This window comes from Lysinibacillus sp. DFXJR4 (genome assembly GCF_057196045.1).
In genome coordinates, this window is record NZ_JBXUNW010000001.1 from 720204 (window position 1) to 742066 (window position 21863).

23 protein-coding genes and 1 pseudogene are annotated in these 21863 nt (G+C 36.6%); 21 read left to right on the forward strand and 3 right to left on the reverse strand.

Going from position 1 to position 21863, the window contains the following annotated elements; genetic code table 11:
* Window positions 1-55 precede the first annotated feature (55 nt).
* The 13 genes from AC2CGN_RS03675 (at window position 56) to AC2CGN_RS03735 (ending at window position 7604) form a co-directional block, all read left to right on the forward strand.
* A complete protein-coding gene (locus AC2CGN_RS03675; RefSeq protein ID WP_429984837.1) occupies window positions 56-595 on the forward strand; it encodes a hypothetical protein in 540 nt (179 codons plus the stop codon).
* 144 nt (window positions 596-739) lie between these two features.
* Window positions 740-940, forward strand: coding sequence for a sporulation protein Cse60 (locus AC2CGN_RS03680; RefSeq protein ID WP_429984838.1), 201 nt, complete (start codon window positions 740-742; stop codon window positions 938-940).
* 197 nt (window positions 941-1137) lie between these two features.
* Window positions 1138-1467, forward strand: coding sequence for a hypothetical protein (locus AC2CGN_RS03685; RefSeq protein WP_054771477.1), 330 nt, complete (start codon window positions 1138-1140; stop codon window positions 1465-1467).
* A gap of 166 nt (window positions 1468-1633) precedes the next feature.
* The gene (locus tag AC2CGN_RS03690) at window positions 1634-1798 is read left to right on the forward strand and encodes a hypothetical protein (RefSeq protein ID WP_429984839.1); all 165 of its coding nucleotides are present in this window, start codon (window positions 1634-1636) and stop codon (window positions 1796-1798) included.
* A 29-nt stretch (window positions 1799-1827) separates the two neighbouring features.
* A complete protein-coding gene (locus AC2CGN_RS03695) occupies window positions 1828-2025 on the forward strand; it encodes a hypothetical protein (RefSeq protein WP_429984840.1) in 198 nt (65 codons plus the stop codon).
* Window positions 2026-2317: 292 nt separating this feature from the next.
* Window positions 2318-2554 (forward strand): hypothetical protein, encoded by a 237-nt coding sequence (locus AC2CGN_RS03700; protein ID WP_429986889.1) that lies wholly within the window; start codon window positions 2318-2320, stop codon window positions 2552-2554.
* Window positions 2555-2893: 339 nt separating this feature from the next.
* Window positions 2894-3073: a hypothetical protein gene (locus tag AC2CGN_RS03705; protein ID WP_484512203.1), complete on the forward strand. Its 180-nt coding sequence runs from the start codon at window positions 2894-2896 to the stop codon at window positions 3071-3073.
* A gap of 158 nt (window positions 3074-3231) precedes the next feature.
* Window positions 3232-3843, forward strand: coding sequence for a Type 1 glutamine amidotransferase-like domain-containing protein (locus tag AC2CGN_RS03710; protein WP_429981080.1), 612 nt, complete (start codon window positions 3232-3234; stop codon window positions 3841-3843).
* A gap of 438 nt (window positions 3844-4281) precedes the next feature.
* Complete coding sequence (locus AC2CGN_RS03715; RefSeq protein ID WP_429981081.1) at window positions 4282-5052, forward strand: isocitrate lyase/PEP mutase family protein; 771 nt, start codon at window positions 4282-4284, stop codon at window positions 5050-5052.
* Between the two features lie 21 nt (window positions 5053-5073).
* Window positions 5074-5640 (forward strand): bifunctional transcriptional activator/DNA repair enzyme AdaA, encoded by a 567-nt coding sequence (locus AC2CGN_RS03720; RefSeq protein ID WP_429981082.1) that lies wholly within the window; start codon window positions 5074-5076, stop codon window positions 5638-5640.
* Window positions 5637-6554, forward strand: a complete 918-nt coding sequence (locus AC2CGN_RS03725) for a DNA-3-methyladenine glycosylase family protein (RefSeq protein ID WP_429981083.1) — start codon at window positions 5637-5639, stop codon at window positions 6552-6554. Before AC2CGN_RS03720 ends, AC2CGN_RS03725 begins: the two co-directional genes overlap by 4 nt.
* Entirely contained in the window at window positions 6538-7023 is a 486-nt protein-coding gene (locus AC2CGN_RS03730; protein WP_429981084.1) for a methylated-DNA--[protein]-cysteine S-methyltransferase, read from the forward strand. Before AC2CGN_RS03725 ends, AC2CGN_RS03730 begins: the two co-directional genes overlap by 17 nt.
* 230 nt (window positions 7024-7253) lie before the next feature.
* Window positions 7254-7604 carry a DUF378 domain-containing protein gene (locus AC2CGN_RS03735; RefSeq protein ID WP_286924863.1) on the forward strand — a complete coding sequence of 117 codons (351 nt, stop codon included), beginning with the start codon at window positions 7254-7256 and terminating at the stop codon, window positions 7602-7604.
* A 153-nt stretch (window positions 7605-7757) separates the two neighbouring features.
* Here the strand turns inward: AC2CGN_RS03735 and AC2CGN_RS03740 are convergent.
* Window positions 7758-8666 (reverse strand): annotated as a pseudogene (locus AC2CGN_RS03740) (aldehyde dehydrogenase family protein); the annotation flags it as partial.
* Between the two features lie 270 nt (window positions 8667-8936).
* Window positions 8937-10106 (reverse strand): PucR family transcriptional regulator, encoded by a 1170-nt coding sequence (locus tag AC2CGN_RS03745; RefSeq protein WP_429981085.1) that lies wholly within the window; start codon window positions 10104-10106, stop codon window positions 8937-8939.
* 140 nt (window positions 10107-10246) lie between these two features.
* Between AC2CGN_RS03745 and AC2CGN_RS03750 the strand changes: the two genes are divergently transcribed.
* The 7 genes from AC2CGN_RS03750 (at window position 10247) to AC2CGN_RS03780 (ending at window position 19239) form a co-directional block, all read left to right on the forward strand.
* Entirely contained in the window at window positions 10247-11491 is a 1245-nt protein-coding gene (locus AC2CGN_RS03750) for an allantoate amidohydrolase (protein WP_484512208.1), read from the forward strand.
* 43 nt (window positions 11492-11534) lie between these two features.
* Complete coding sequence (gene hydA / locus AC2CGN_RS03755) at window positions 11535-12938, forward strand: dihydropyrimidinase (protein ID WP_429981087.1); 1404 nt, start codon at window positions 11535-11537, stop codon at window positions 12936-12938.
* 99 nt (window positions 12939-13037) lie between these two features.
* The gene (locus tag AC2CGN_RS03760; RefSeq protein ID WP_484512210.1) at window positions 13038-14405 is read left to right on the forward strand and encodes an NAD(P)-dependent oxidoreductase; all 1368 of its coding nucleotides are present in this window, start codon (window positions 13038-13040) and stop codon (window positions 14403-14405) included.
* 81 nt (window positions 14406-14486) lie between these two features.
* On the forward strand, window positions 14487-15749 hold the full coding sequence (gene preA / locus AC2CGN_RS03765) for an NAD-dependent dihydropyrimidine dehydrogenase subunit PreA (RefSeq protein ID WP_429990599.1): 1263 nt from the start codon (window positions 14487-14489) through the stop codon (window positions 15747-15749).
* Between the two features lie 142 nt (window positions 15750-15891).
* The gene (locus AC2CGN_RS03770) at window positions 15892-17412 is read left to right on the forward strand and encodes an NCS1 family transporter (RefSeq protein ID WP_429984849.1); all 1521 of its coding nucleotides are present in this window, start codon (window positions 15892-15894) and stop codon (window positions 17410-17412) included.
* 30 nt (window positions 17413-17442) lie between these two features.
* Window positions 17443-17652, forward strand: coding sequence for a hypothetical protein (locus AC2CGN_RS03775; RefSeq protein ID WP_286922917.1), 210 nt, complete (start codon window positions 17443-17445; stop codon window positions 17650-17652).
* Between the two features lie 225 nt (window positions 17653-17877).
* Window positions 17878-19239 (forward strand): amino acid permease, encoded by a 1362-nt coding sequence (locus AC2CGN_RS03780; protein ID WP_484512213.1) that lies wholly within the window; start codon window positions 17878-17880, stop codon window positions 19237-19239.
* 873 nt (window positions 19240-20112) lie between these two features.
* Here the strand turns inward: AC2CGN_RS03780 and pgeF are convergent.
* Entirely contained in the window at window positions 20113-20877 is a 765-nt protein-coding gene (gene pgeF / locus AC2CGN_RS03785) for a peptidoglycan editing factor PgeF (protein ID WP_484512215.1), read from the reverse strand.
* 147 nt (window positions 20878-21024) lie between these two features.
* Here pgeF and AC2CGN_RS03790 point away from each other — a divergent pair, with 147 nt between their 5' ends.
* On the forward strand, window positions 21025-21648 hold the full coding sequence (locus tag AC2CGN_RS03790; RefSeq protein ID WP_484512217.1) for a transmembrane-type terpene cyclase: 624 nt from the start codon (window positions 21025-21027) through the stop codon (window positions 21646-21648).
* Window positions 21649-21863 lie beyond the last annotated feature (215 nt).

Consider the following 21863-nt stretch of genomic DNA (forward strand, 5'->3'; position numbering starts at 1 on the left):
AATATCTATAACATAACTTTATTAAGTTTATAATTTCATAGAAAGAGACTAAATTATGACAGAAAACATTATTGTTCAAAAAGTTAAAAAAACTATATCTGGAATTGAAATAGGTTACTTTGACACTGCGAAATCCTATATTTATGATGAGTACTTTAAATATTTTGATGATGATGATCGAGAGACTAAAAAATATGCGTTATTTCTTTTTGCTTGCATGTTAGGAAACTGGTATAGTAAATCAACTTTTGTCTTCAAACCGGAGAAGGAACGTTTAAAATACAATATTGGTAAAAATGATAACTTTTATAATTTTGAGGACTATTTAACTTCATTGTTAGATCACCATCAAAAAGTTAAACAAGAATTTCCTTATATATTTGAAACTATTATATTGTACTTAATTTTGATTGAGGAAGAAAAAGGTCTGACTTATGAAGATTGGTTTCCTGAAATTAATTCGCAAATATTTAAAGAACTTAGGGAGAAAATTTTAATTCCCAACAGTAATTATGTCCATGATTGTCATCCAATTAAATACTTATTTAGAGAAGTTGGAATCGAACCTTTTTTCAAAGATGATTTTCTTGATTAATAATATTTGTAATGAGTGATTCATTTCACAATGAGTTATATCTTTTTATATGGAAGAAACAAGCAATTGAGACTACTAAATTGGTAGTCTCTTTTTATATTGATAATACATTCCATCTAATCTATCATTATAGGTAGATGGGGGATGATTAAAGTAGCAAAAGTAAGAACCAAAATTCTTGAAGCCAATGATATACATGATATAGAAAATATAGAAGACAAAGTAAATGCATACTTGGATTCTTTACAAGAAGGAACATACATCGATCTAAAGCTTTCTACTGTTTTGCATAATAGTAACAACATTAAAACATACACAGCACTTATTATTTATAAAACTAGTTAAAGTCACATCTAACCAGGTGTGGCTTTTTATTATGAGAGCAAATTTTCGTAGTATATATTTAGTTCATCTGTAATATTTGGTATAATTTTGTTTGAAATTGTAGATAATTTCCTTTTGTGACAGTAAATTTTTTCCTGTATAATTTTTATTGTAAGTAATTGTAAAATTAAAAACTAATGATGAAGAGAGGGAGACTCATGACTTGTACAAAAGGTGAACAAGGACGCAACATGGGACAAACAAACAAAGAATTAAGAAAAGAAATACAAGACGACATCATAGAAAAAATCAATAATATAAATGATATTAGAAGAACTGCAGATAGTATTTATACATCAGCTAATTTTCATTTAGATTCTAAACAATTACCAAATACGAAAAACTTCAAAGTGGAGATACAGTATAGAACAGGAAAGAAACAAACGGTCTCTGTAATCGAGGTAAAAGATACGGCTACTATTACTGCAGAAGTTCATCAGGCATTGACTAACAGTTTGAAGGATGGGTATAAGTGGATTGTTTCATAAAAAATCAATGTAGTGATCTAGATTAGATATAGATTTAGGACAAGTTTGACTTAATATTAATATTCTAATAGTTAATTTAAGGCATCTCATTATGAGGTGCTTTTTATTATGAAAATAATCTATAACAAACATTTCCTTTTAATCTATGATTAGGTTGAGATGAGGTGTGGACAATGACGAAAAAATAGAAATTGTTTATTTAGTTTACAAATTAGTAAGTGGTTTCCCATTTCATGAAGTATTAGTAGGCTGCTATAGCACAAAAGAGAGAGCCGAAGAGGAAAAAGCAAAATTCGAAACAGCACGTATTCAAGAAGTCGAAATAAAGTAAGATCAATTTCTATTAAAGGGGATGTTAAAATGAATCCAGCAGAAAAGGCAGATAAAGTTGAGGAATTTTTAAAAGAACTATTGTACTTTTTTAAAAGCTTGGACCATCTACCAGAAATGAATAATATTGATGAGATAATGGGTGTCGGAAGTCATCTGGTCCTTGGTGCAGATATTGTAGATGAGGCAATAAGAAATATAGATGAGCTTATGAGTGCTAATCAATAAGCTTTCAGGTCAGCGTTCTATTGAGCGTGGCTTTTAATGTGCTTTGAAAACTGCAACAAACAGTCAAAACACTATGAGTTGAGAGGAAGGAGTTTGGTGTGGTTTTGAGAGCAAAAAAGTTATTACATATATTTCATTTTTTTGGTTTATAAATGCTGGCGGTCCTTACGAAATAATCGCAGGTAATGTTACAACAAATTCATATTTAGACAAAGATATCGAAAAAGGAAAAAAGTATTATTATGTAGTATCAACTGTAGTTAAAGGAGCTGAAAGTGAAAATTCAAATGAAGTGACAATACCTATAATTGAGAATAGTAATGCTACACTGGTTTTACATTTAGTAAATAATCAAATCAAAGAATATAACTTAACAAGTAGTGAGCTAAACAATTTTCTTAATTGGTCTGCTTCAGGATCTGAGAGCTTCTATGTGTTTACGCAACAGTCTCCAGAACCGTCTTATAATTCTATAGAAGATTACATCATTAAAGATAAGATTGTATGGCTTCAAGTTAAAAAGTATTAAAGAAGATTAATAGAAAGTTTAAGCATCCTTTTAAGGGATGCTTTTTATTATGCCTTGAGAGGTGATATTGAAATCTACAACGAAACTTTTTACTTCTAATTCCGTAGAAATAATAGGAAACATATTAGGAGTTGTAGGTGAATAGATAGTGAGAGATTTTTTAAGGAAATTATTAAAGAAGTTAAAAGGCAACTAACAAACGAACAACCATCAATTGAGAACACTATAGATGGAACGATAATAGATTGGTTCATACCTATTTTTGATTTCATACTGTTTCCAGAAGTTTATCTTTTCTTAGCTTCGTCATTAATGTGGAAAATGATTTTTTCATTACTATTGGCAGGTATAATTATTATCATTACTTTATTGATAGAAAAAATTATAGAGAAAAAGACTAGTAAAGAAAAGGTTGAAGAATTGGATGGAAAATTAGCATGGTTTATTCTCACTCCAATCCTATTCTATGGAGTAAAAGGGCTAGCCTATGGATTTCTTTTATTCAAACCAATGTTGTAGCTATAAGCTATCTCATATTGAGATGGCTTTTTATTATGCTTACAAAAGGTTGTGACATAATGCTAAAGAGTTATGCATATTGAATGATGTTTGATTTTTTAAAAAAATCCTGTTACCCTAAAAACGGAAACGTAAGTTCTTATTTTAGGAGGTTCTTTATGAAAAGAATGTTTTTATCTTCGTCATTTTATGATGCAAGTCATTTTTTGAAAGATTTCGTTGGAGAGAACATTGAAGGGAAAATAGTCACTTTTATTCCAACTGCAAGTATAGTTGAAGAGGCAGTACATTATGTAGAGTCTGCAAAAACGGCCTTTGAAGAGTTGGGAATGATTGTAGAAATACTCGATATATCAAAAGCTGATAAATTTGAAGCAGAAAAAATATTAAGGAAAAATGATTTTATATATGTATCTGGGGGTAATACATTTTTCTTACTTCAAGAATTAAAAAGGTCAGAGATAGATCAATTAATTATTGAACAAGTTAGTTCTGGTAAGCTATATATAGGTGAGTCTGCTGGTTCAATAATAATGGCGCCTGATATTGAATATGTAAAATATATTGATGAAATGAGCAAAGCACCACAATTAGAATCAACTATGGGCTTAAATCTAATTTCGTCATATCCTGTTCCTCATTATGGACATGAATTCTTTAGTAGTATGATTGACGAGGTAATTACTAATTACAACAATAAAGTTCCACTGACTCCAATATCTAATTCTCAAGTAATTTTAGTTCGAGATGATGATATTAAAGTTATTTAAATATCTAATGAGAAGTAAAGGTTATGAAGAGGTCACGTTCTATGAGCGTGGCTTTTTATTATGCAATAAAAAAGACCCCTTAATCAGGAGTCTTAACTTTATCACGTTCTTCAAAGTTTGTTTCAATAGAAAAAAGAGGCGACTTGGGCGACCAAAAAGCGACCAAGCACTCGGATAAATACAGATTTCTTTGGTTTTAGGTGTAGCCCATTGGAAAGTCTATAGACTTTCCAATGGGCTACAACACACACTTTTGGATTTACAAGGATTCGTTTTTGATTACTATCAATCCAGTTTTTTATGTAAATATATTATATGTTAGTAACGACAATAAAAGAAAACATAAAAATGAAATGACCATAAGAGCAAGATTGAGGTCGAGTTGAATGTATATTTCCTGATAATATGATGGCTAATATAATATTAGGAGGCTACATAATGTCAAAAATTCAGGAATTCCATCAACTACATACAGGCAAGGAGCTTTTAATACTAGGAAATGCTTGGGATTTGTTATCTGCATTATTATTAGAAGAAGCTGGGTTCAAAGCAATTGGTACAACAAGCTGGGGCATTGCGAACTCATTAGGGTATGCAGATGGTGAGCTAATAGATTTTGATCGCCACTTGTCAATTATTAAAGCCATATCAGACAATGTAAAAATACCTGTATCCGCAGATATTGAGGCAGGTTATGGAAGTGATCAGAAAACCATTTTAGAAAATGTTTTAAGAACAGCAGATATCGGTGTTGCTGGTATCAATATTGAGGATTCATTAAAAAAGCAAAAAGGCTTACGAAGTCTAAAGGAGCACTGTCATCTACTAGAAGCAATGAGAATGATGTTAGATAATCGAGGTTATCATGATTTCTATATTAATGCTAGAACAGATACTTATTTTCAGATGCTGGAACCATTCAGTGAAACAATCGAAAGAGCTAAGTTCTATGTAGAGAGCGGAGCGAGTGGTATATTTATTCCTGGATTGGTAGATGAAGAGGAAATTAAGGCGATAACCTCCAATATAGATGCCCCTATCAATCTACTTTCTTTACCAGGACTAACGGATTGTCATAAACTAAAAGAAATAGGGGTTAAACGATTTAGCTTCGGCAATGCATTGTCAGATAAAATAATCGCCTATTTAAAAATGAATGCTTCCCAAATACTGAAGGAGCAAAATACAGCTTGCTTATATGAAAAATAACATAAAGGGGGAAGAATGGTAGTGGGCACGAAAATTAACCTTTCATTTGATGAAAAGTGGGAAAAAATTATAGCTTGTGATCAAACGTATGACGGCCTCTTTTATACGGCTGTAAAAACCACTAAAATTTACTGTCGCCCCTCGTGTAAATCGAGAAAGCCCAAAAAAATAAATGTAGAATTTTACGATGATAGACAAAAGGTTGAAAACGCTGGTTTTCGAGCATGTAAAAGGTGCAAGCCTGAGATTGAGCATTCCCCCCATGCACAGCTCATTAAAGATGTAATCGCCTACTTAATCAATGGGTATAAACAAAGACTAACCTTGCAGGATATTGCGAATCATATCGGGATCAGTCCATTTCATCTAGAACGCCTATTTAAGCAAGAAACTGGTGAAACACCTCGAAGCTATTTAGACAAGATCAGAATAGATAAGGCTGCCTACCTTTTAAAAAGCTCATGCTATTCTAATCTTGAAATTTGCTATGAAGCGGGCTTTCAAAGTTCCTCAAACTTCTATAAAGTGTTTCGAAATGTGAAGCAATGCTCTCCTAATGAGTATCGTGAAAAGGAGCGAAGAGGATGAATTGGATCAGTCAGAAAGAATTTATAGAGATTTATCCACCAAAAGAATTCAATACAGAAGAGTGTTTAATTTTCTTAAAAAGATCTAATCAGGAAGTGCTGCATCGGATCAAGGATGGATATTTATTTAAATTGCTGAAAATAAATGGACTACCGATTTTATGTCAAATTAAATTACAATCAAACTCAATCAAAGTCGAATTTCCTATGCATGTTCCATCTGAAGGAAGTCACGAAGAAATTGCTCGGTATATTTGGGCATGGTTTGATTTGGAAAAGGATTTGAGCAGTTTTTATGAAATGGCTAAAGAGGATCGTATATTGAAGCCTCTTGTACAAAACTATTATGGACTACGTATAATTGGCATGCCGGATTTATTTGAGGCACTCGTTTGGGCAATTAGTGGACAACAAATTAACTTAACATTTGCATACTCATTAAAGAGAAGATTTGTGGAGCAATTTGGGGAAAGCGTGACGTTTAAGGGAGAAACCTACTGGCTATTCCCATTGCCCGAAAGAATTGCGACAATCCAGGTGGATGATTTACGTCAATTACAGTTTACCCATAGAAAATCAGAGTATATTATCGATATCGCTAAGAGGATGGCCATTGGACAATTATCGAAAGAAAAATTGCGTATAAAAGCAACCTATGATGAAATGAAAAAATGTTTAGTATCGATTAGGGGAGTCGGTGCTTGGACAGCTGACTATGTGCTCATGAAATGCTTACTGCAACCGGAGTCATTTCCCATAGCAGATGTGGGACTTCATAATGCATTAAAAAGGCAATTAGCACTAAATCAGAAGCCAACAATTGAAGAAATCACTGGTTACGCCATGCATTGGACAGGCTGGCAGGCATATGCCACTTTCTATTTATGGAGGTCTTTATATGATGAAACGCTATAAATTAGATTATCAATCGCCTATTGGTACACTTGAAATAGAGGGAACAGCTACACATATAGTTTCTATTCTGTTTTCAGAGCAGGAGCAGCTTATAAATGTCCCTCATAAAGATACACCGCAGATCTTGGTTGAATGTCATCATCAATTACATGAGTATTTTATGGGTGAGCGTCAAGAATTTAACTTTCCCTATGATTTTGAGGGAACCGTCTTTCAAAAAAATGTATGGAATGCCTTAACAAATATTGTTTATGGTGAAACAGCAAGCTATAAAGACATTGCTGTTTCAATTGGCAATGAAAGAGCGGTAAGAGCTGTGGGTAGTGCAAATGGCAAAAATAAATTGAGTATCGTTGTCCCTTGTCATCGCATAATTGGCTCAAATGGAACGTTAACAGGCTATGAAGGTGGGCTATGGAGAAAAGAGTGGCTACTTCAGCATGAAAATTTACATCTGAATCCAAAATAACTTCTAAATTCTAGGATATTTTTTAAACGAAAAAACTTTATACCTATCTTTGTTGTAAGAACTAATGCCCTTTGTATAAAACAGCGGTTATTGCAAAAAATAAGACCGTCAAAATAAGCGATTTGATTACAATCAGTATTTGTAGTTTTATCTCTGTTATGACAGTTTTTCTGGACTTTTTTGTCTAGAAGCAATTCGGGCTTTTTATTACAAATGAAGGAGGTGTAGATGTGAGCGTAGTTTATAGAATTGCCTTAGTGTTAGTCATTATTGGTGCCATCAACTGGGGACTCATAGGATTCTTTAGGTTCGATTTAGTGGCTTATTTGTTCGGTGGGCAAACGGCAGTATTATCAAGATGGATTTATGCATTAGTCGGGATAGCCGGAATCATAACCATACCGATTCTTATGAAGCGTTTTGAGGAGGATGAAGACTTTGATCCGCATACGCGTATAGACAGAAATCCAAGTTACGGTATGGAGGCTGGCGAAGAGGCGGATTTCACTGAAGTAGAAACAACTGAAGTGAAGAAAGTAGAAAAAAGAGAGCCTTCCAATAAGTCTAAAAACAAAAAGTAATCGCGATTTAAAAACTGGTGACCAATTTGGTTCGTCAGTTTTTTGCGCTAGACAGGGCGTAAGCAGAAGAGCAGCTTACGCCTTGCTTTAATGATTACTTGGAAAGGCAAAAGATGAAGCAGATTCATTGTCTTGTTCAATCCATTTTTTGGAAAGTTTATTAGCCGTCTCCTCACCCACAGGCATAATTGTTGAAATCGCCATACAGTGTTGAGAGGCAACTCCATAGGCGACACCTAAAAATGCATTTGCAGCTTGTTCTACTTCGGCGTCAGTCAAGACAACCATATCAGTACCACTTCTTAAAGCAGTAACACGTTCACCATATTTTGAGCCTGTCGTATAAATGATATCAGCAACAGGTGTTGAACCTACAAATGATATAGCCTGAATTGCTGGGTTCGCCAAAAGTTCAAGTACCGTTCCCTTATCACCATTTATAACTGTCCATACACCATCTGGTAAACCGGCCTCTTTCCAAAGCTCAGATAAAAAAAGGGCAGAGCAGGGAACACGCTCGGATGGCTTTAGGATTACACAATTACCAACTGCTATTGCCATACTTGTGATTGCGAGTGGTACCATTACAGGACAATTAAAAGGAGAAATTGCAGCCACTACACCGAGCGGCTCTTTAGCTGAATAGGCATTAATATTGCCACCAATATTGACAGAATACTCACCTTTCAGTAAATGAGGAGCATTGATAGCTAAATCAACAGATGCTAATCCCTGTGTTATTTCCCCCTTAGCTTCTTTAATAGTTTTTCCGCTTTCTGTACATATCATGTTTATTAAGGCATCCTTACGATCAGTTAGTAAACTTCGGAACCTGAGTATAATTTCAGTGCGTTTACCAGCAGATAGGGTGCGCCATGCTGGGAAAGCCTTTTGAGCAGCGTACATTGCCTCTTGTACTTCCCCCTTAGTGGCTAACGGAACCTTTGCAATTACAATACCTGAACTGGGATTGTATACATCTGAAAAGCGACCACTTTTACCTGCAACAACCTTACCATTAATAAAGTGACCTAATTCTTTTACTTCCGTATTTCTTACCATTCAATACCCCCTGAAATTTGGTTAAGAAAGAAGGGTCTTTAAGGAAGTGGTAAATTTCCCTCGATAAAAAGCCTACCCCGTTAGAGCGTGCAAATAAATTCATCTTTTCCTAAAATTAGATGTTTTTTATTTAAACAGCGCCACATTATTCTTGATATAGTAATTTTGAAGCTAACTTACTCGAGGCAACAACGTACAAAGTCCTCCATTTGTACTTTATATGAATACATAGAATGATTTAGAAGGGGTCTATTGATTGAAAATCCAATGTTATTGGTGTGCTAGTACATCTTCAATTAAAAATGCGATATAGAGATTTGTTTTTGTAAATGGATTGCTTAAATCCATATCTAAAAGTGTTTCTATTTTTTTTATTTTGTACAGAACTGTATTTCTATGGATAAATTGACGTTCACTAATCTTACTAGTACTGCCATTCTCCTCAAGAAAAATACGTAAAAATTGTACATAATCCGTGTCATGCAAGTCGTCGTAGCGATAGAGCTGACCTAAGATGTCTTCGTTAAAAGATTTAATTAGCGTTTGATTTTGTACAGCCATGATGATTTGATAGGCACCAATTTCCTTATATTTGTATAAGAAACGATTGTTATGAAGCTTGGCTAATTGAATCACCGTTAAGGATTCTTTATAACTTTTGTAGACATTATCAAGCTCTTTATAGCAGTTTCCTTTACCAATAAAAAGATCTAAGTAACCATTTTTTAGTGTAATTTTTTCGTAGATTTCTTCAACTATTTTTGAGAAGGGTGTATTTGATGTGTGAATTTGCGCTTTATCGATAAGAAAGATGAGGTGATTTTTATGCTTTAGTTTTAGAAAGCGTTGATATTTATTTTGAAATGCAAATTGAAGGATGACCTCATAGCGATCAATACTAGCCTGACCTCCAATGGTTGTACAAGAGATAATAGCTAGCTCTCTACCCTGTGGAAATCCTAACTGTAATAATTGATCCTTCAGCCTGTTGTCGTTGTCCTTGTAGTGAAAAAGTAAGTTGTAAAGGACTTTTTCTTCCATTGAAAGTTCTTGCTGTTGATTGGCAATAAATTGAAAGGTTGTTTTGAGTAAATCGGCGATCCGATAACTCCATGACATTTGAAAAATAGGGAAATCATGTTCATTGGCAAAAGTGATGACTGATTCTGGTATATCTGGAATGTAAGGACCAAGGTTAATAATAAAACCTGCTACTTTTTTAGAGAATGCTAGTTTAACAAGCTGTTCTAAGGATTCTCCCTGTAAAGATAAATTAATACCTGTAGTGACAACTAATTCATTAGGTCTGCAAAACATAATTAACTCGCTACTCTCTACAACGTTAATTCCATTCACTCTACGATACGTTCCGCTATGGCCAGCTACTAATGTGAGCATTGGGAATTGATCTCCCTCTACAATTTTGCGAATCGTCCCCATATTTTCCCCCCTTAATTATGAACATAACTTACCATATATCATGTGCAGATGCACAGATTTTTTTAGTTTTCTATCCATATCTCTCAATTTTTATCTATTTTAGAATGTTTATTAACTACTGTGAAAGAGAGGACTTGCATATGTATAAGTGTAATAGTAGAAGATTGCAAGAGTTAATTGAACAATTTAGTCAATTTGGAGCTACTGAAAATGGTGGCGTAACCCGTTTGTCTCTTTCAAATGAAGATGTTTTAGCACGAAACTATTTTTGTGAATGTTGTGAAGAATTAGGGATGGAAATAAAGATAGATGATATGGGAAATATTTATGGCATTCTACCAGGAAAAAAGGATGTTCCACCAATTGTGTTGGGATCACATTTAGATTCAGTAGAAAAAGGGGGGAAATTTGATGGTGTATTAGGGGTATTAACAGCTATTGAGGCCATTCGAACAATTAAGGAAAACGATATTGAGCTAGACATTCCACTTATGATTGTTAATTTTACAAATGAGGAAGGCGCTCGTTTCGATCCTGCGATGATGAGCTCTGGTGTCATTACATCAAAATTTGAGAAAGAAAAGATGCTACAATCCACTGATAAAAATGGAATTCGCTTTGAGGAAGCATTACGAGCAAGTGGCTATGAGGGAGAGCAAGAAAATCGTCTGAATGAAGCGCTTGCCTATTTAGAGTTGCATATAGAGCAAGGGCCTGTATTGGAGGCAATGAAGCATGAAATTGGTGTTGTTGAGGGAGTACTTGGAATGGTTTGCTATGAAATTACCGTTATCGGGCAATCCAACCATGCTGGTACTACCCCGATGTCCATGCGGCAAGATCCAATGATTGTTGCATCCACAATTATAACAGAGTTACATGACCAGTTAAGAAAAATTGATGAACAACTCGTTTATACCTTTGGTCGCATGAATGTCTCACCAAATATTCATACAGTAATTCCAAATACAGTGACATTTACAATTGATTCACGCCATCAAAAGGCAGAGGTAATGCAGCGGGTTGAAGATATCCTTAAAACTCTTCCGACAACGGTAGAGGGCTGTAGAGTTCGACCGGTTAAGCTTTGGGGTAGGGATACGGTATATTTTGATGCAGCAATTTGTAACGAGGTAGAAAGTGCCTGTCAGAGCTTTGGTTATTCTGCTCATCGTATGTTTAGTGGAGCAGGACATGATGCCCAGTATATGGCTAGTATGATCCCTTCAGCAATGATTTTTGTTCCAAGTATTCAAGGGAGAAGTCATTGTGAGGAGGAAAGAACGAGCTTTGAGGATTGTGCTAAGGGAGCTGATATCTTACTAGAAACAGTTCTAACGCTACAAACAAAATTTAGTATGGATGAAACCTATACATTGCATTAAAAAATCAGCAATCTCCATTTTGTAACGAAGGGTGAGGAGCACTGTGAAAAAAATTATTAAAGGTGGGCGAGTGGCTACTGCTGCGGATGTATTTGAGGCTGATATTTTAATTGACAACGGAAAAATTATTCAAATCGGACAACATTTAACCGATGATGGCGCCGAAATTATTGATGCCACTGGTAAAATCGTGTTACCCGGAGGAATTGATCCGCATACACATTTAGATATGCCATTCAATAATACGGTGACAGATGATGATTGGAAATCAGGTACGATTGCGGCAGCCTTTGGTGGGACAACCACTATTTTAGATTTTTGTTTAACAGCAGGTGAAGAAAAATTATCAGCAGCCGTGGAAAAATGGCATGACAAGGCCAAAGGAAAGTCAGCGATTGACTATGGATTCCATCTGATGATTGGTGATTTAACATCTGAAACTGAAGCTGAATTGCCTAAAATTTTAGAGCAAGAAGGTATTACCTCTGTCAAAGTCTTTATGGCTTATGCAAAGGAATTCCAAGCGACAGATCGTACACTTTTTAAAGCCTTTAAAATTGCCAAGGATCTTGGAGCAGTGGTGATGGTGCATTGTGAGAATGGCTCTGTCATTGATGAGCTTGTGGAGGAAGCAAGAAGTGCTGGGCATAAGGAGCCGATTTATCATGCTTTAACTCGTCCAGCCGAATTAGAGGGCGAGGCGACAAAGCGTGCCATCGAATTAGCTCATATAGCGGGAGCGAAGCTATATGTGGTACATGTAACATGTAAAGAAGCGGTTGATGAAATTATTGCTGCTCGTGAAAAAGGGTATGACGTTTATGGTGAAACATGTCCACCATATTTAACACTCGATCAATCAGCTTTAGCGCAGCCGGGCTTTGAGGGAGCAAAATATGTTTGGTCACCACCACTTCGTCCAAAATATCATCAAGAACATTTATGGAATGCCTTAAAGGCGAAACAGCTTCAGACAATTGGCTCTGATCAATGCTCCTTTAGCTTTAAGGGCAAAAAGCAGCTAGGCTTAAATGATTTCTCGAAAATACCAAATGGTGGGCCATTCATTGAAGATCGCTTCAGCATTTTATATTCCGAGGGCGTTGCAAAAGGTAGAATTTCTATTCATGAATTTGTTGATATGATTTCTACAAGCGCAGCAAAAATATTTGGGTTATTCCCGCAAAAGGGAACGATTGCTATCGGTTCTGATGCGGATATCGTCATTTTTGATCCTGAGGCAAAACGCCAAATTTCTGCTAAAACGCATCACATGAATGTGGACTATAACCCATTTGAAGGCTGGGAAGTAACAGGTGAGCCAGTTAGTGTACTGGTACGTGGGGAATATGTCATTAAAAATAAAGAATTTGTCGGAGTACTTGGTAGCGGACAATATATTAAACGTCCATTAAAAACAGTAGCTGCGGAAGCACTTAACATGTAGCTTCCTTCAGTATAGGACCTATTGTTTTGAGTGGAGAGCAAAGCAATAGGTCTAGTAATTGGTGTACGGAAAAAATGCTCACATGAGGGGGATGTGGAAATGGTTCCGAATCAAGAAAATGCAATGACCATGCAGGTTAGACGTAATTTTATGGAATTAAAAAGCAAAATGACAAAGAATGAGGCTATTGAGGAAGCCAACCGTTGTCTGTATTGCTATGATGCACCATGTATTAAAGCTTGTCCAACAAGCATTCAAATCCCAAATTTCATAAAAAAAATCGCATCCGGTAATATGAAGGGTTCTGCTACGACTATATTAGAAGCAAATCCCATTGGCGCAAGCTGTGCAAGGGTTTGTCCAACGGAGGAACTATGTGAAGGGGCGTGTGTCTTAAATTCTTCTACAAAGCCAATTAAAATTGGTGAGTTACAGCGTTATGCAACAGATTGGGCGATGGAAACCAATGCACAGCTATTTAAGCCAGGGCAAAATAACGGACAGAAAGTAGCCATCATTGGGGCGGGTCCTGCTGGTTTATCGGCAGCACGTGAGCTTGGTCGCTTAGGCTACCAAGTAACAATCTATGAGGCAGAAGCAAAGGCTGGTGGTCTGGGAAGCTATGGTATTGTTGCATTCCGTTTGCCTAATGAAGTGGTGGATTGGGAAGTGGAGCAAATTGAACAGCTTGGTGTGACCATTCAAACGAATACAACGGTCGGTGTGGATATTTCTGTAGATGAAATTTTGGCACAATATGACAGTGTCATTTTAGCTGTTGGTATGGGGGCTGTACCGAATCTAGGTATTGAAGGGGAAGATTTAGAAGGTGTTCATGATGCGATAGAGTTTGTTCGAAAAACAAAAATGGGACCGCTTACAAATGATGTCGTTGGGAAAAAGGTAGCTGTTATTGGTGCTGGGAATACAGCGATTGATGGTGCTACAAGTGCGGTGCGATTAGGAGCAGAACATGTACAAATTCTTTACCGCCGAACACAAAAAGAAATGACAGCCTACAAATTTGAATATGAATTTGCCAAGCAGGATGGTGTGGAATTTAAATGGCTGACTGCACCGAAGAAAATTATTGGGAATGAAGCTGGCAAGGTGACAGGCATTGAATGTGTAAAAATGAAGCTCGGTGAGGCAGGTCCTGATGGCCGACAAAGACCAGAAGAAGTACAGGGTTCTAATTTTATTATTGAAGTGGACGTAGTCATTAAAGCAATTGGGCAAACTCGTTTTGTTTCATTAATTGAAGCTTTTGGTTTAGCACATACAAACGGTGTTGTCGATATTGATGAGACGACAATGCAAACGTCTAAAGACAAAGTATTTGCCTGTGGTGACGTTGTCTTTGGCAATGGACAGGGTGAAGCGATGGTGGTAACCGCTGTGCAGCAAGGGAAAGATGCAGCATATAAGATTCATGAACATTTAAGAAAACCAAGTGAGATTGCATAATGTGAACCTTCAAACAGTGGGGGTTTTCAACATCCTTCACTGATTGTTAGTTTCACCAATCAGGATAAAGGGGGAACTTATATGGCAGACTTGCAAATTAATTTAGCGGGCATCCAATCGCCGAATCCATTTTGGCTAGCATCCGCACCACCAACTAATTCAGGTTATCAAGTACAGCGCGCCTTTGAAGCAGGCTGGGGAGGTGCAGTGTGGAAAACATTAGGGGAGCCAATTTTAAATGTATCCTCCCGTTTTGCAGCTGTTAGCTATAATGGCCAGCGAGTAGCAGGCTTCAATAATATTGAATTGATTACGGATCGACCGTTAGAAGTAAATTTACAAGAAATTTATGAGACTAAAAAGAAGTTTCCTAATCACGCGATTATTGCCTCTTTAATGGTGGAGCCAAAGCAGGAAAAGTGGCATGAAATTGTGAAGCGCGTAGAAGATGTGGGGGTTGATGGTCTTGAGCTTAACTTTGGTTGTCCACATGGGATGGCAGAACGAGGGATGGGTTCTGCCTCTGGTCAAGTCCCTGAATTGGTGGAAAAGCAAACGTACTGGGTAAAGGAAGCGGCACGTACACCTGTAATTGTGAAGCTAACGCCAAACATTACCGACATTACGGTAACGGCAGAAGCAGCCACAAGAGGTGGAGCAGATGCTATTAGTATGATTAATACGATTAACAGCCTTGCGGGTGTTGACTTAAATACATGGAATACAGTACCTCATGTAGCAGGTAAGGGTGCACATGGTGGTTATTGTGGACCTGCAGTTAAACCAATTGCACTTAATATGGTTGCAGAGTGTGCCCGAAATCCTTTAGTCAATGTCCCGATATCAGGTATTGGTGGAATCTCTAATTGGCAGGATGCAGCTGAATTTATTTTAATGGGTGCGACAGGGGTACAGGTTTGTACAGCAGCAATGCACCATGGATTTAGTATTGTTGAGGATATGATTGATGGTCTAAATAATTATTTAGATGATAAAGGCCTAACTTCAGTGATGGATTTAGTTGGTCGCTCCGTTCTAAGATACTCTAACTGGGGTGATTTAGACTTAAATTATAAAATTGTCGCTGAAATTAATAATGATATTTGTATTAATTGTAACAAGTGTCATATCGCTTGCGAAGATACATCACATCAATGTATTGACCTCTATACAGAGGATGGTCGCCCAATGTTAAAAGTTCGAGAGGAGGATTGTGTAGGCTGTAATTTATGCTCTATTGTCTGCCCAGTAGAAAGTGCTATTACAATGGTGGAACGAAAATCTACCATTCCGCCAATGACATGGAATCAACGTCAAGCGCTGATTAGTAGTCTTGCGAAATAATCCTAAAGGTTTTTACTAAGGGCATTTACTGCACATTTATGCATATAAACTAAATTCCATCTTCCTGCAACACTATGGTTGAAGGAAGGATTAACCTCATGTAAGTTGTCACGGAAATTAGAGAAAAAAGGAGAGAAACAGAATGGAACGTGAAGGGAATTATTTAAAATCCCCAGATTTACTTCCAGTGACACATCAACAAAGAAATATTGGAACATTTGGTTTTGCGGTAATTTGGATCGGAATGGCCATTGTATTAGCGGCTTTTGCAATTGGTGGATCAGCAATTATTAACTTACCATTGCCAATGGTAATTTTAGCTACATTGATAGGCTCTTGTTTAATCGGTGTCTTTATGACGTTAATAGGTGATATTGGTATAGAACATGGGCTTTCTTTTCCTGTCTATATGCGTGCACCATTTGGTACATTTGGCACCCATATACCTTCCCTCGTTCGTGGCGTTACAGCTGCCTGTTGGTTTGGACTTAATACGTATTTTGGGGCATTAGCAATTAACGGTATTTTAAATTTACTTTTTGGTTTTGATAATTGGTTTATCTGTTTCCTTGTGTTTGCAGCACTGCAGCTTTTTAATACATCTCTGGGCATTAAATCCATTGAGCGCTTTGCTGATTTAGCAGCCCCTGTCATTATTTTAATTTCCTGTTGGATGTATTACACATTGGCAGATAATGCAACTTCTCAAGGAAAAAATATTTGGACGTGGGTAGAAGCCCCAACAACAGGCTTTGCCGCCTTTACCGCCTTTATGGTCGTTGTGATGGCAAATATGGGCTTTTGGGCAACACTGGCGGCTGATATGCCCTCATTGTCAAGATTCTTTAAAGCACCTAAAAATGAGCGTAACTGGTTCAAACGGAATAAAACACAGCTTGTTGGTTCACTAATTGTTATGCCGATTACAAACACATTTATTGTCACAATAGGAGCAGTATGCTATATGGCTGTTGCCTCGGCTGATCCCATTAATGCTTTACAGCAAAGTGCAAGTGGATTTATATTAGGCATCTTACTATTAATGATTGTGTTAGCACAATGGTCGACAAATACCTCTGCAAATGTAGTGCCAGCAGCCACTATTTTTTCCAATATTGGTGGGCCAAAAGTACCGTTCTGGGTAGGGGTTGTTATCGCTGGAATTATCGGTATTCTCGCACAACCATGGAGCTTATTTGATGTGATGGTAAATGTCCTATTAATTATAGGTGGTATTTTAACTGCAATCGTTGGTATTTTATTTGCTGATTATTATTTAATCCGTAAACGTCGTGTGGATGTCAAGGCACTTTATGAGTTAGAGGGGCAGTTTAAATATTTCAATGGATTTAATATGGCTGGTTTGATTGCCTGGGTAATTGGTGGTGCAGTAGCTAATATCTTCTCAACCTATTCGTCATTAGTTGGTTTTTTTGTAGGTGCTTTCGTTTATTATGTGTTAGCAAAGTATTGGTGGTTTAAAAAATATCCTCAAGCAGAAATAGAAGATCCAAATGATGAAAAATATTTAGGGATAACAGTTGGGCGTAATTTGGATGAGCTTTTCACCCAGCCTCAAATGCCTACGCCAACAGTTGAACCAAGTGAGGACGATATTGTTGAAACAACGGATCCTCTATTAGAAATAAAAGGTGCTGAATAAATAAGACAACAGAGAGGACGAGGTGATGGCATGTCAGAACATTTACAAAGCACTGAGGAGATTGAAAAAATAGATGATTTTTTAGATAGCGGCTACAAAATTAAATATGTGTATGAAAATTTAAGTGGAATGTTTGTAGAGTTTGCACGTCAGAAGGAAGTTGTGTTGCTACAAATTCTAACAGCGGATGCCCGTAAATACTTTTCAGCCAAACTTCAAGAGCAAACGTTGTTACAATAAATAAAATTAGTGGATTAGTTATTTCTTGACCTAGATAGAAAATCTTTGTAAAGATTCCCCTTACTAGTTAAGCATGATTTCGGTATTGAATCGGATTCATGCTTTTTTGATTTTAAACTTAATATATGTTTTTCCTAAAAATACAATTGTATTTTTAGGATGTATTTATTAATATAGAAAAAGTATTCAACTTAGAAAAACATCAAAGAAAGAGGCGTTATTCGAGTGGTAAACAAAGAATTAAAGAGAGGGTTAGAGGCACGTCATATCCAAATGATTGCGTTAGGCGGTACAATTGGCGTTGGTCTATTTATGGGTTCAGCTAGTGCTATTCAGTGGACGGGTCCCTCTGTGCTTCTTGCCTATGCTATAGCAGGTATCTTTATCTTTTTTATTATGCGGGCTATGGGAGAGATGCTTTATAAGGAGCCAAGCACTGGCTCTTTTGCAACATTTGGCTATAAATATATTCATCCGTTAGCAGGTTATTTAACAGCATGGAGTAACTGGTTTCAGTGGATTATTGTTGGTATGTCAGAAATCATTGCAGTAGGTACTTATATGCAATACTGGTATCCAAGTTTACCAGCATGGATTCCAGGATTTATTGCAATGGTCATTTTAGGTGTCGCTAACTTTATTTCAGTAAAATCGTTTGGTGAGTTTGAATTTTGGTTTGCGATGATAAAAATTGTTACAATTATTTTAATGATTATCGCTGGAATCGGGCTCATTTTCTTTGGTCTAGGTAATGATGGCATTGCTATTGGGCTATCTAATCTATGGGATCATGGAGGTTTCTTTACAGGCGGCTGGACAGGCTTTTTCTTCGCCTTATCGTTAGTGGTTGCTGCCTATCAAGGAGTCGAGTTAATTGGTATAACAGCTGGAGAGGCGAAAAATCCTCAAAAAACAATTACAAATGCGATTCAAAGTATTATTTGGCGTATTTTAATCTTCTATATTGGTGCCATTTTTGTTATTGTGACGGTTTATCCATGGAATGAATTGGGGACAATTGGCAGCCCCTTTGTCGCTACGTTTGCTAAGGTGGGTATCACAGCAGCGGCTGGAATTATTAATTTTGTCGTCATTACAGCGGCAATGTCGGGCTGTAATAGTGGGATATACAGCGCAGGTCGAATGTTGTATACATTGGCTATCAATGGACAAGCTCCGAAGTTTTTTGCCAAGCTTTCTCATAATGGGGTACCATTATTCGGGACAGCAGGTGTTTTAGTAGGTCTAGTCATTGGTGTAATCTTAAGCTATTTGGCGCCAGAAAATTTATTTGTCTATGTTTATAGCGCAAGTGTTTTACCAGGAATGGTCCCTTGGTTTATTATTTTAATCAGTCAAATAGGATTCAGAAAAACACATGGTACAGAGCTATCTAAGCACCCGTTCAAAATGCCATTTGCTCCGATTACAAACTATTTAACAATTGCTTTTTTAGTAATGGTACTAATCGGAATGTGGTTTAATGATGATACACGTGTTTCATTAATCGTAGGAATTATGTTCTTAACTTTAGTGACGATAAGCTATTATGTATTTGGCATTGGCAAAAACCGTCATGAGCAGTGAGAAGAGGGTGTCTTATAGGAGCTCCCCTAGATAATATTTGAAAAATGATCTTATTATAAATAGAGTAGGGACAATCAATTGTGGATTGTCCCTCATGTTGTTGAAATACTATTATGTCAATGAAATCAAGGTGACAAATTAAAAGTATAGTCCTTTTTCAAAACGAGGGGTTGATCTCCGTTCCGACTGAGTGCTTTGTAGCTGTCGCTTTGCTTTCGCTACAGAAAACATTTGCCGCTGACGCTTCGCTTTCTCACAGAGCAGAGCTTCCTGGGGGCGTCCGATGAGCCGCTTCACTCGCGCTCCAGGGTCTCATCTGTGACGCTGAATCCCCGAGGAATCACTCAGTCTACACTCCAATCAACCATTGCTCATTCATTGGTATTTCACATAAATATATAGTGATAAATTGAAGTCTTAACCATCACTATTTTGCGCAAAGTGGAGCTTTGATAACATTTTTCTATGCGAAAGCAGCGCGACAGCCATAAGTGGCTTTATGTAAAGGTAGAAATTTGTTTAATGCATAAAAATAAAATGTAGGTTGGCAGTTATAGAATTGTACCACTATTCTTTCCATTTAATGATGGTAAGTAACATGCTTTTACTTTACTTTTGAGGGAAGAAAATATTTAAAGTTCTACACTATTGCAGATTGGAGTGCAAGGCTACTCGACTCCCGTGGGATAGCGAGACAGACGAGACCCTGCACGGAGCGTCAGCGCAGGAAGCGGCTCGTCGCTCGCCCACCGGAAAGCGAGTAGCCTGGAACGGAAATCATCTTCATTTTGACTAAATATTCGCAAAGGTATCCTTGACCATTTAGTTTTTCAACACTATGAGGGACAATCAATTGTGGATTGTCCCTTTTAATTATTGTTCTTTTCGCATAATAAAGCTTAAATGTCTACCGGCTTGTTTGTCTTCGCGATAGGAAAAACCATTTGGGTTAAGATATGTGCAGGTTGCATCAATGTCAATCTGCTTAGAAGGAATACCCGCAAGCTCACATTGTTTTTTGACGGTTTGTTGATTATCAATATGATATTTATTGGTTTGAGCATTAAAATACATAAAATCTTCAGCGTATCCTAAATTGTGGAATTTCTCATAGACATCTGTATCAACTTCAAATTTTTGTTGACTCAGCGCCATACCGATTTGTACATGAAAATCTTGTGGCTGACAATGCTCCTGCTCGATTAAATGCTGGAAAAGCTTCAATGTTACTTCCTTAACGGTCCCTTGCCACCCTGAATGCACGACGCCAATCAGTCCATTGACATCATTATAAAAAATAACTGGTACACAATCGGCAGTAAAGCTGCATAAAAGTAAATTTGGCTCGCGTGTGTAAAGTGCATCAGTATTCGCAATGGCGGTATCCAATTGTTCAGCTCCTCGTCCTTTATCGGAGGCTGTAACACAATAAAAATTAGCACTATGCGTTTGCTGCATGCAGACAAAATGATTGAGGTCACATTGCAACGAAGCTGCTAAATTTTTGCGATTTTCAAGCACGTCCGCTATATTCATACAAGTATGCAATGCCATATTATTTTGTTCTAGCTCGTGCCAATCTTTTAAGGTAATGCCAGCAATAAAAGGGGCATTATCTACATAAATTTTTGTTTTCATATCATCACCTCGTCTTACTATATAGGATTGAGTTGTGAATGTATAGGCACTTAATACTCATACCCTTCTATTGTATTTTTAGACATAAAAAATAGATTTCTTCACATATAGTATCGAAGAATCAAATATAGAAGGAGTGTTGAATTAATGGCTCAAGAAAAGTTTTTATTAATTTGTCAATTAGGCATGGGGCTATTTTGGATTATTACATATATACTCATTATCAAACAGGGATTCCAGGATAAGAAGTATGGTATGCCAATGGCCGCCATTTGTGCCAATATTTCATGGGAATTTATCTTTGCCTTTATGTACCCACAAAATGATCTTCAAAGAATAATTACCTTCCTTTGGTTTTTATTAGACATCATGATAATGATGCAATATTTAAAATATGGTCATAAAGAATATCAAAAATTAATTCCTAGTAAAATATTCTATGCATCATTTTTTATAACGCTTGGTGCATGTTTTTTCATTATTTTAGCAATGATGCATGAATTCAAGGATATAGCCGGAAAATATGCTGCATTTTCACAAAATCTGATGATGTCAGGGCTGTTTATTGCCTTATTACTACAACGAGGAAATCTTAGTGGCCAATCGATGGGCATAGCAGTTTGTAAAATGATTGGTACTATATTTGCAGCAGTAGGCTTTTATATGTACTTTCGAACTCCCTTGATTACCATTGTCTCACTTGCGACTCTTTTTTATGATTGGCTCTATATTGTGTTAATTTATCGGCTCTATCAAAAAAGAGTTATGTAAAATACGAATTATCATTTTTATTTAAATAAATATTAGTCATTTTGCTAATTACAATCAAATAGTAACGATGTTTCAGGCAAAATAGTAAGGATGTTGTGAAAACATGGATGGATAGTGCTGGTCACAGAGCTAAATTCTCAATAAAAGGTACACATAAATATGAAAATAAATAAAAATGTACAAAAAGCAACACACTATCACTATCAAACGAATAA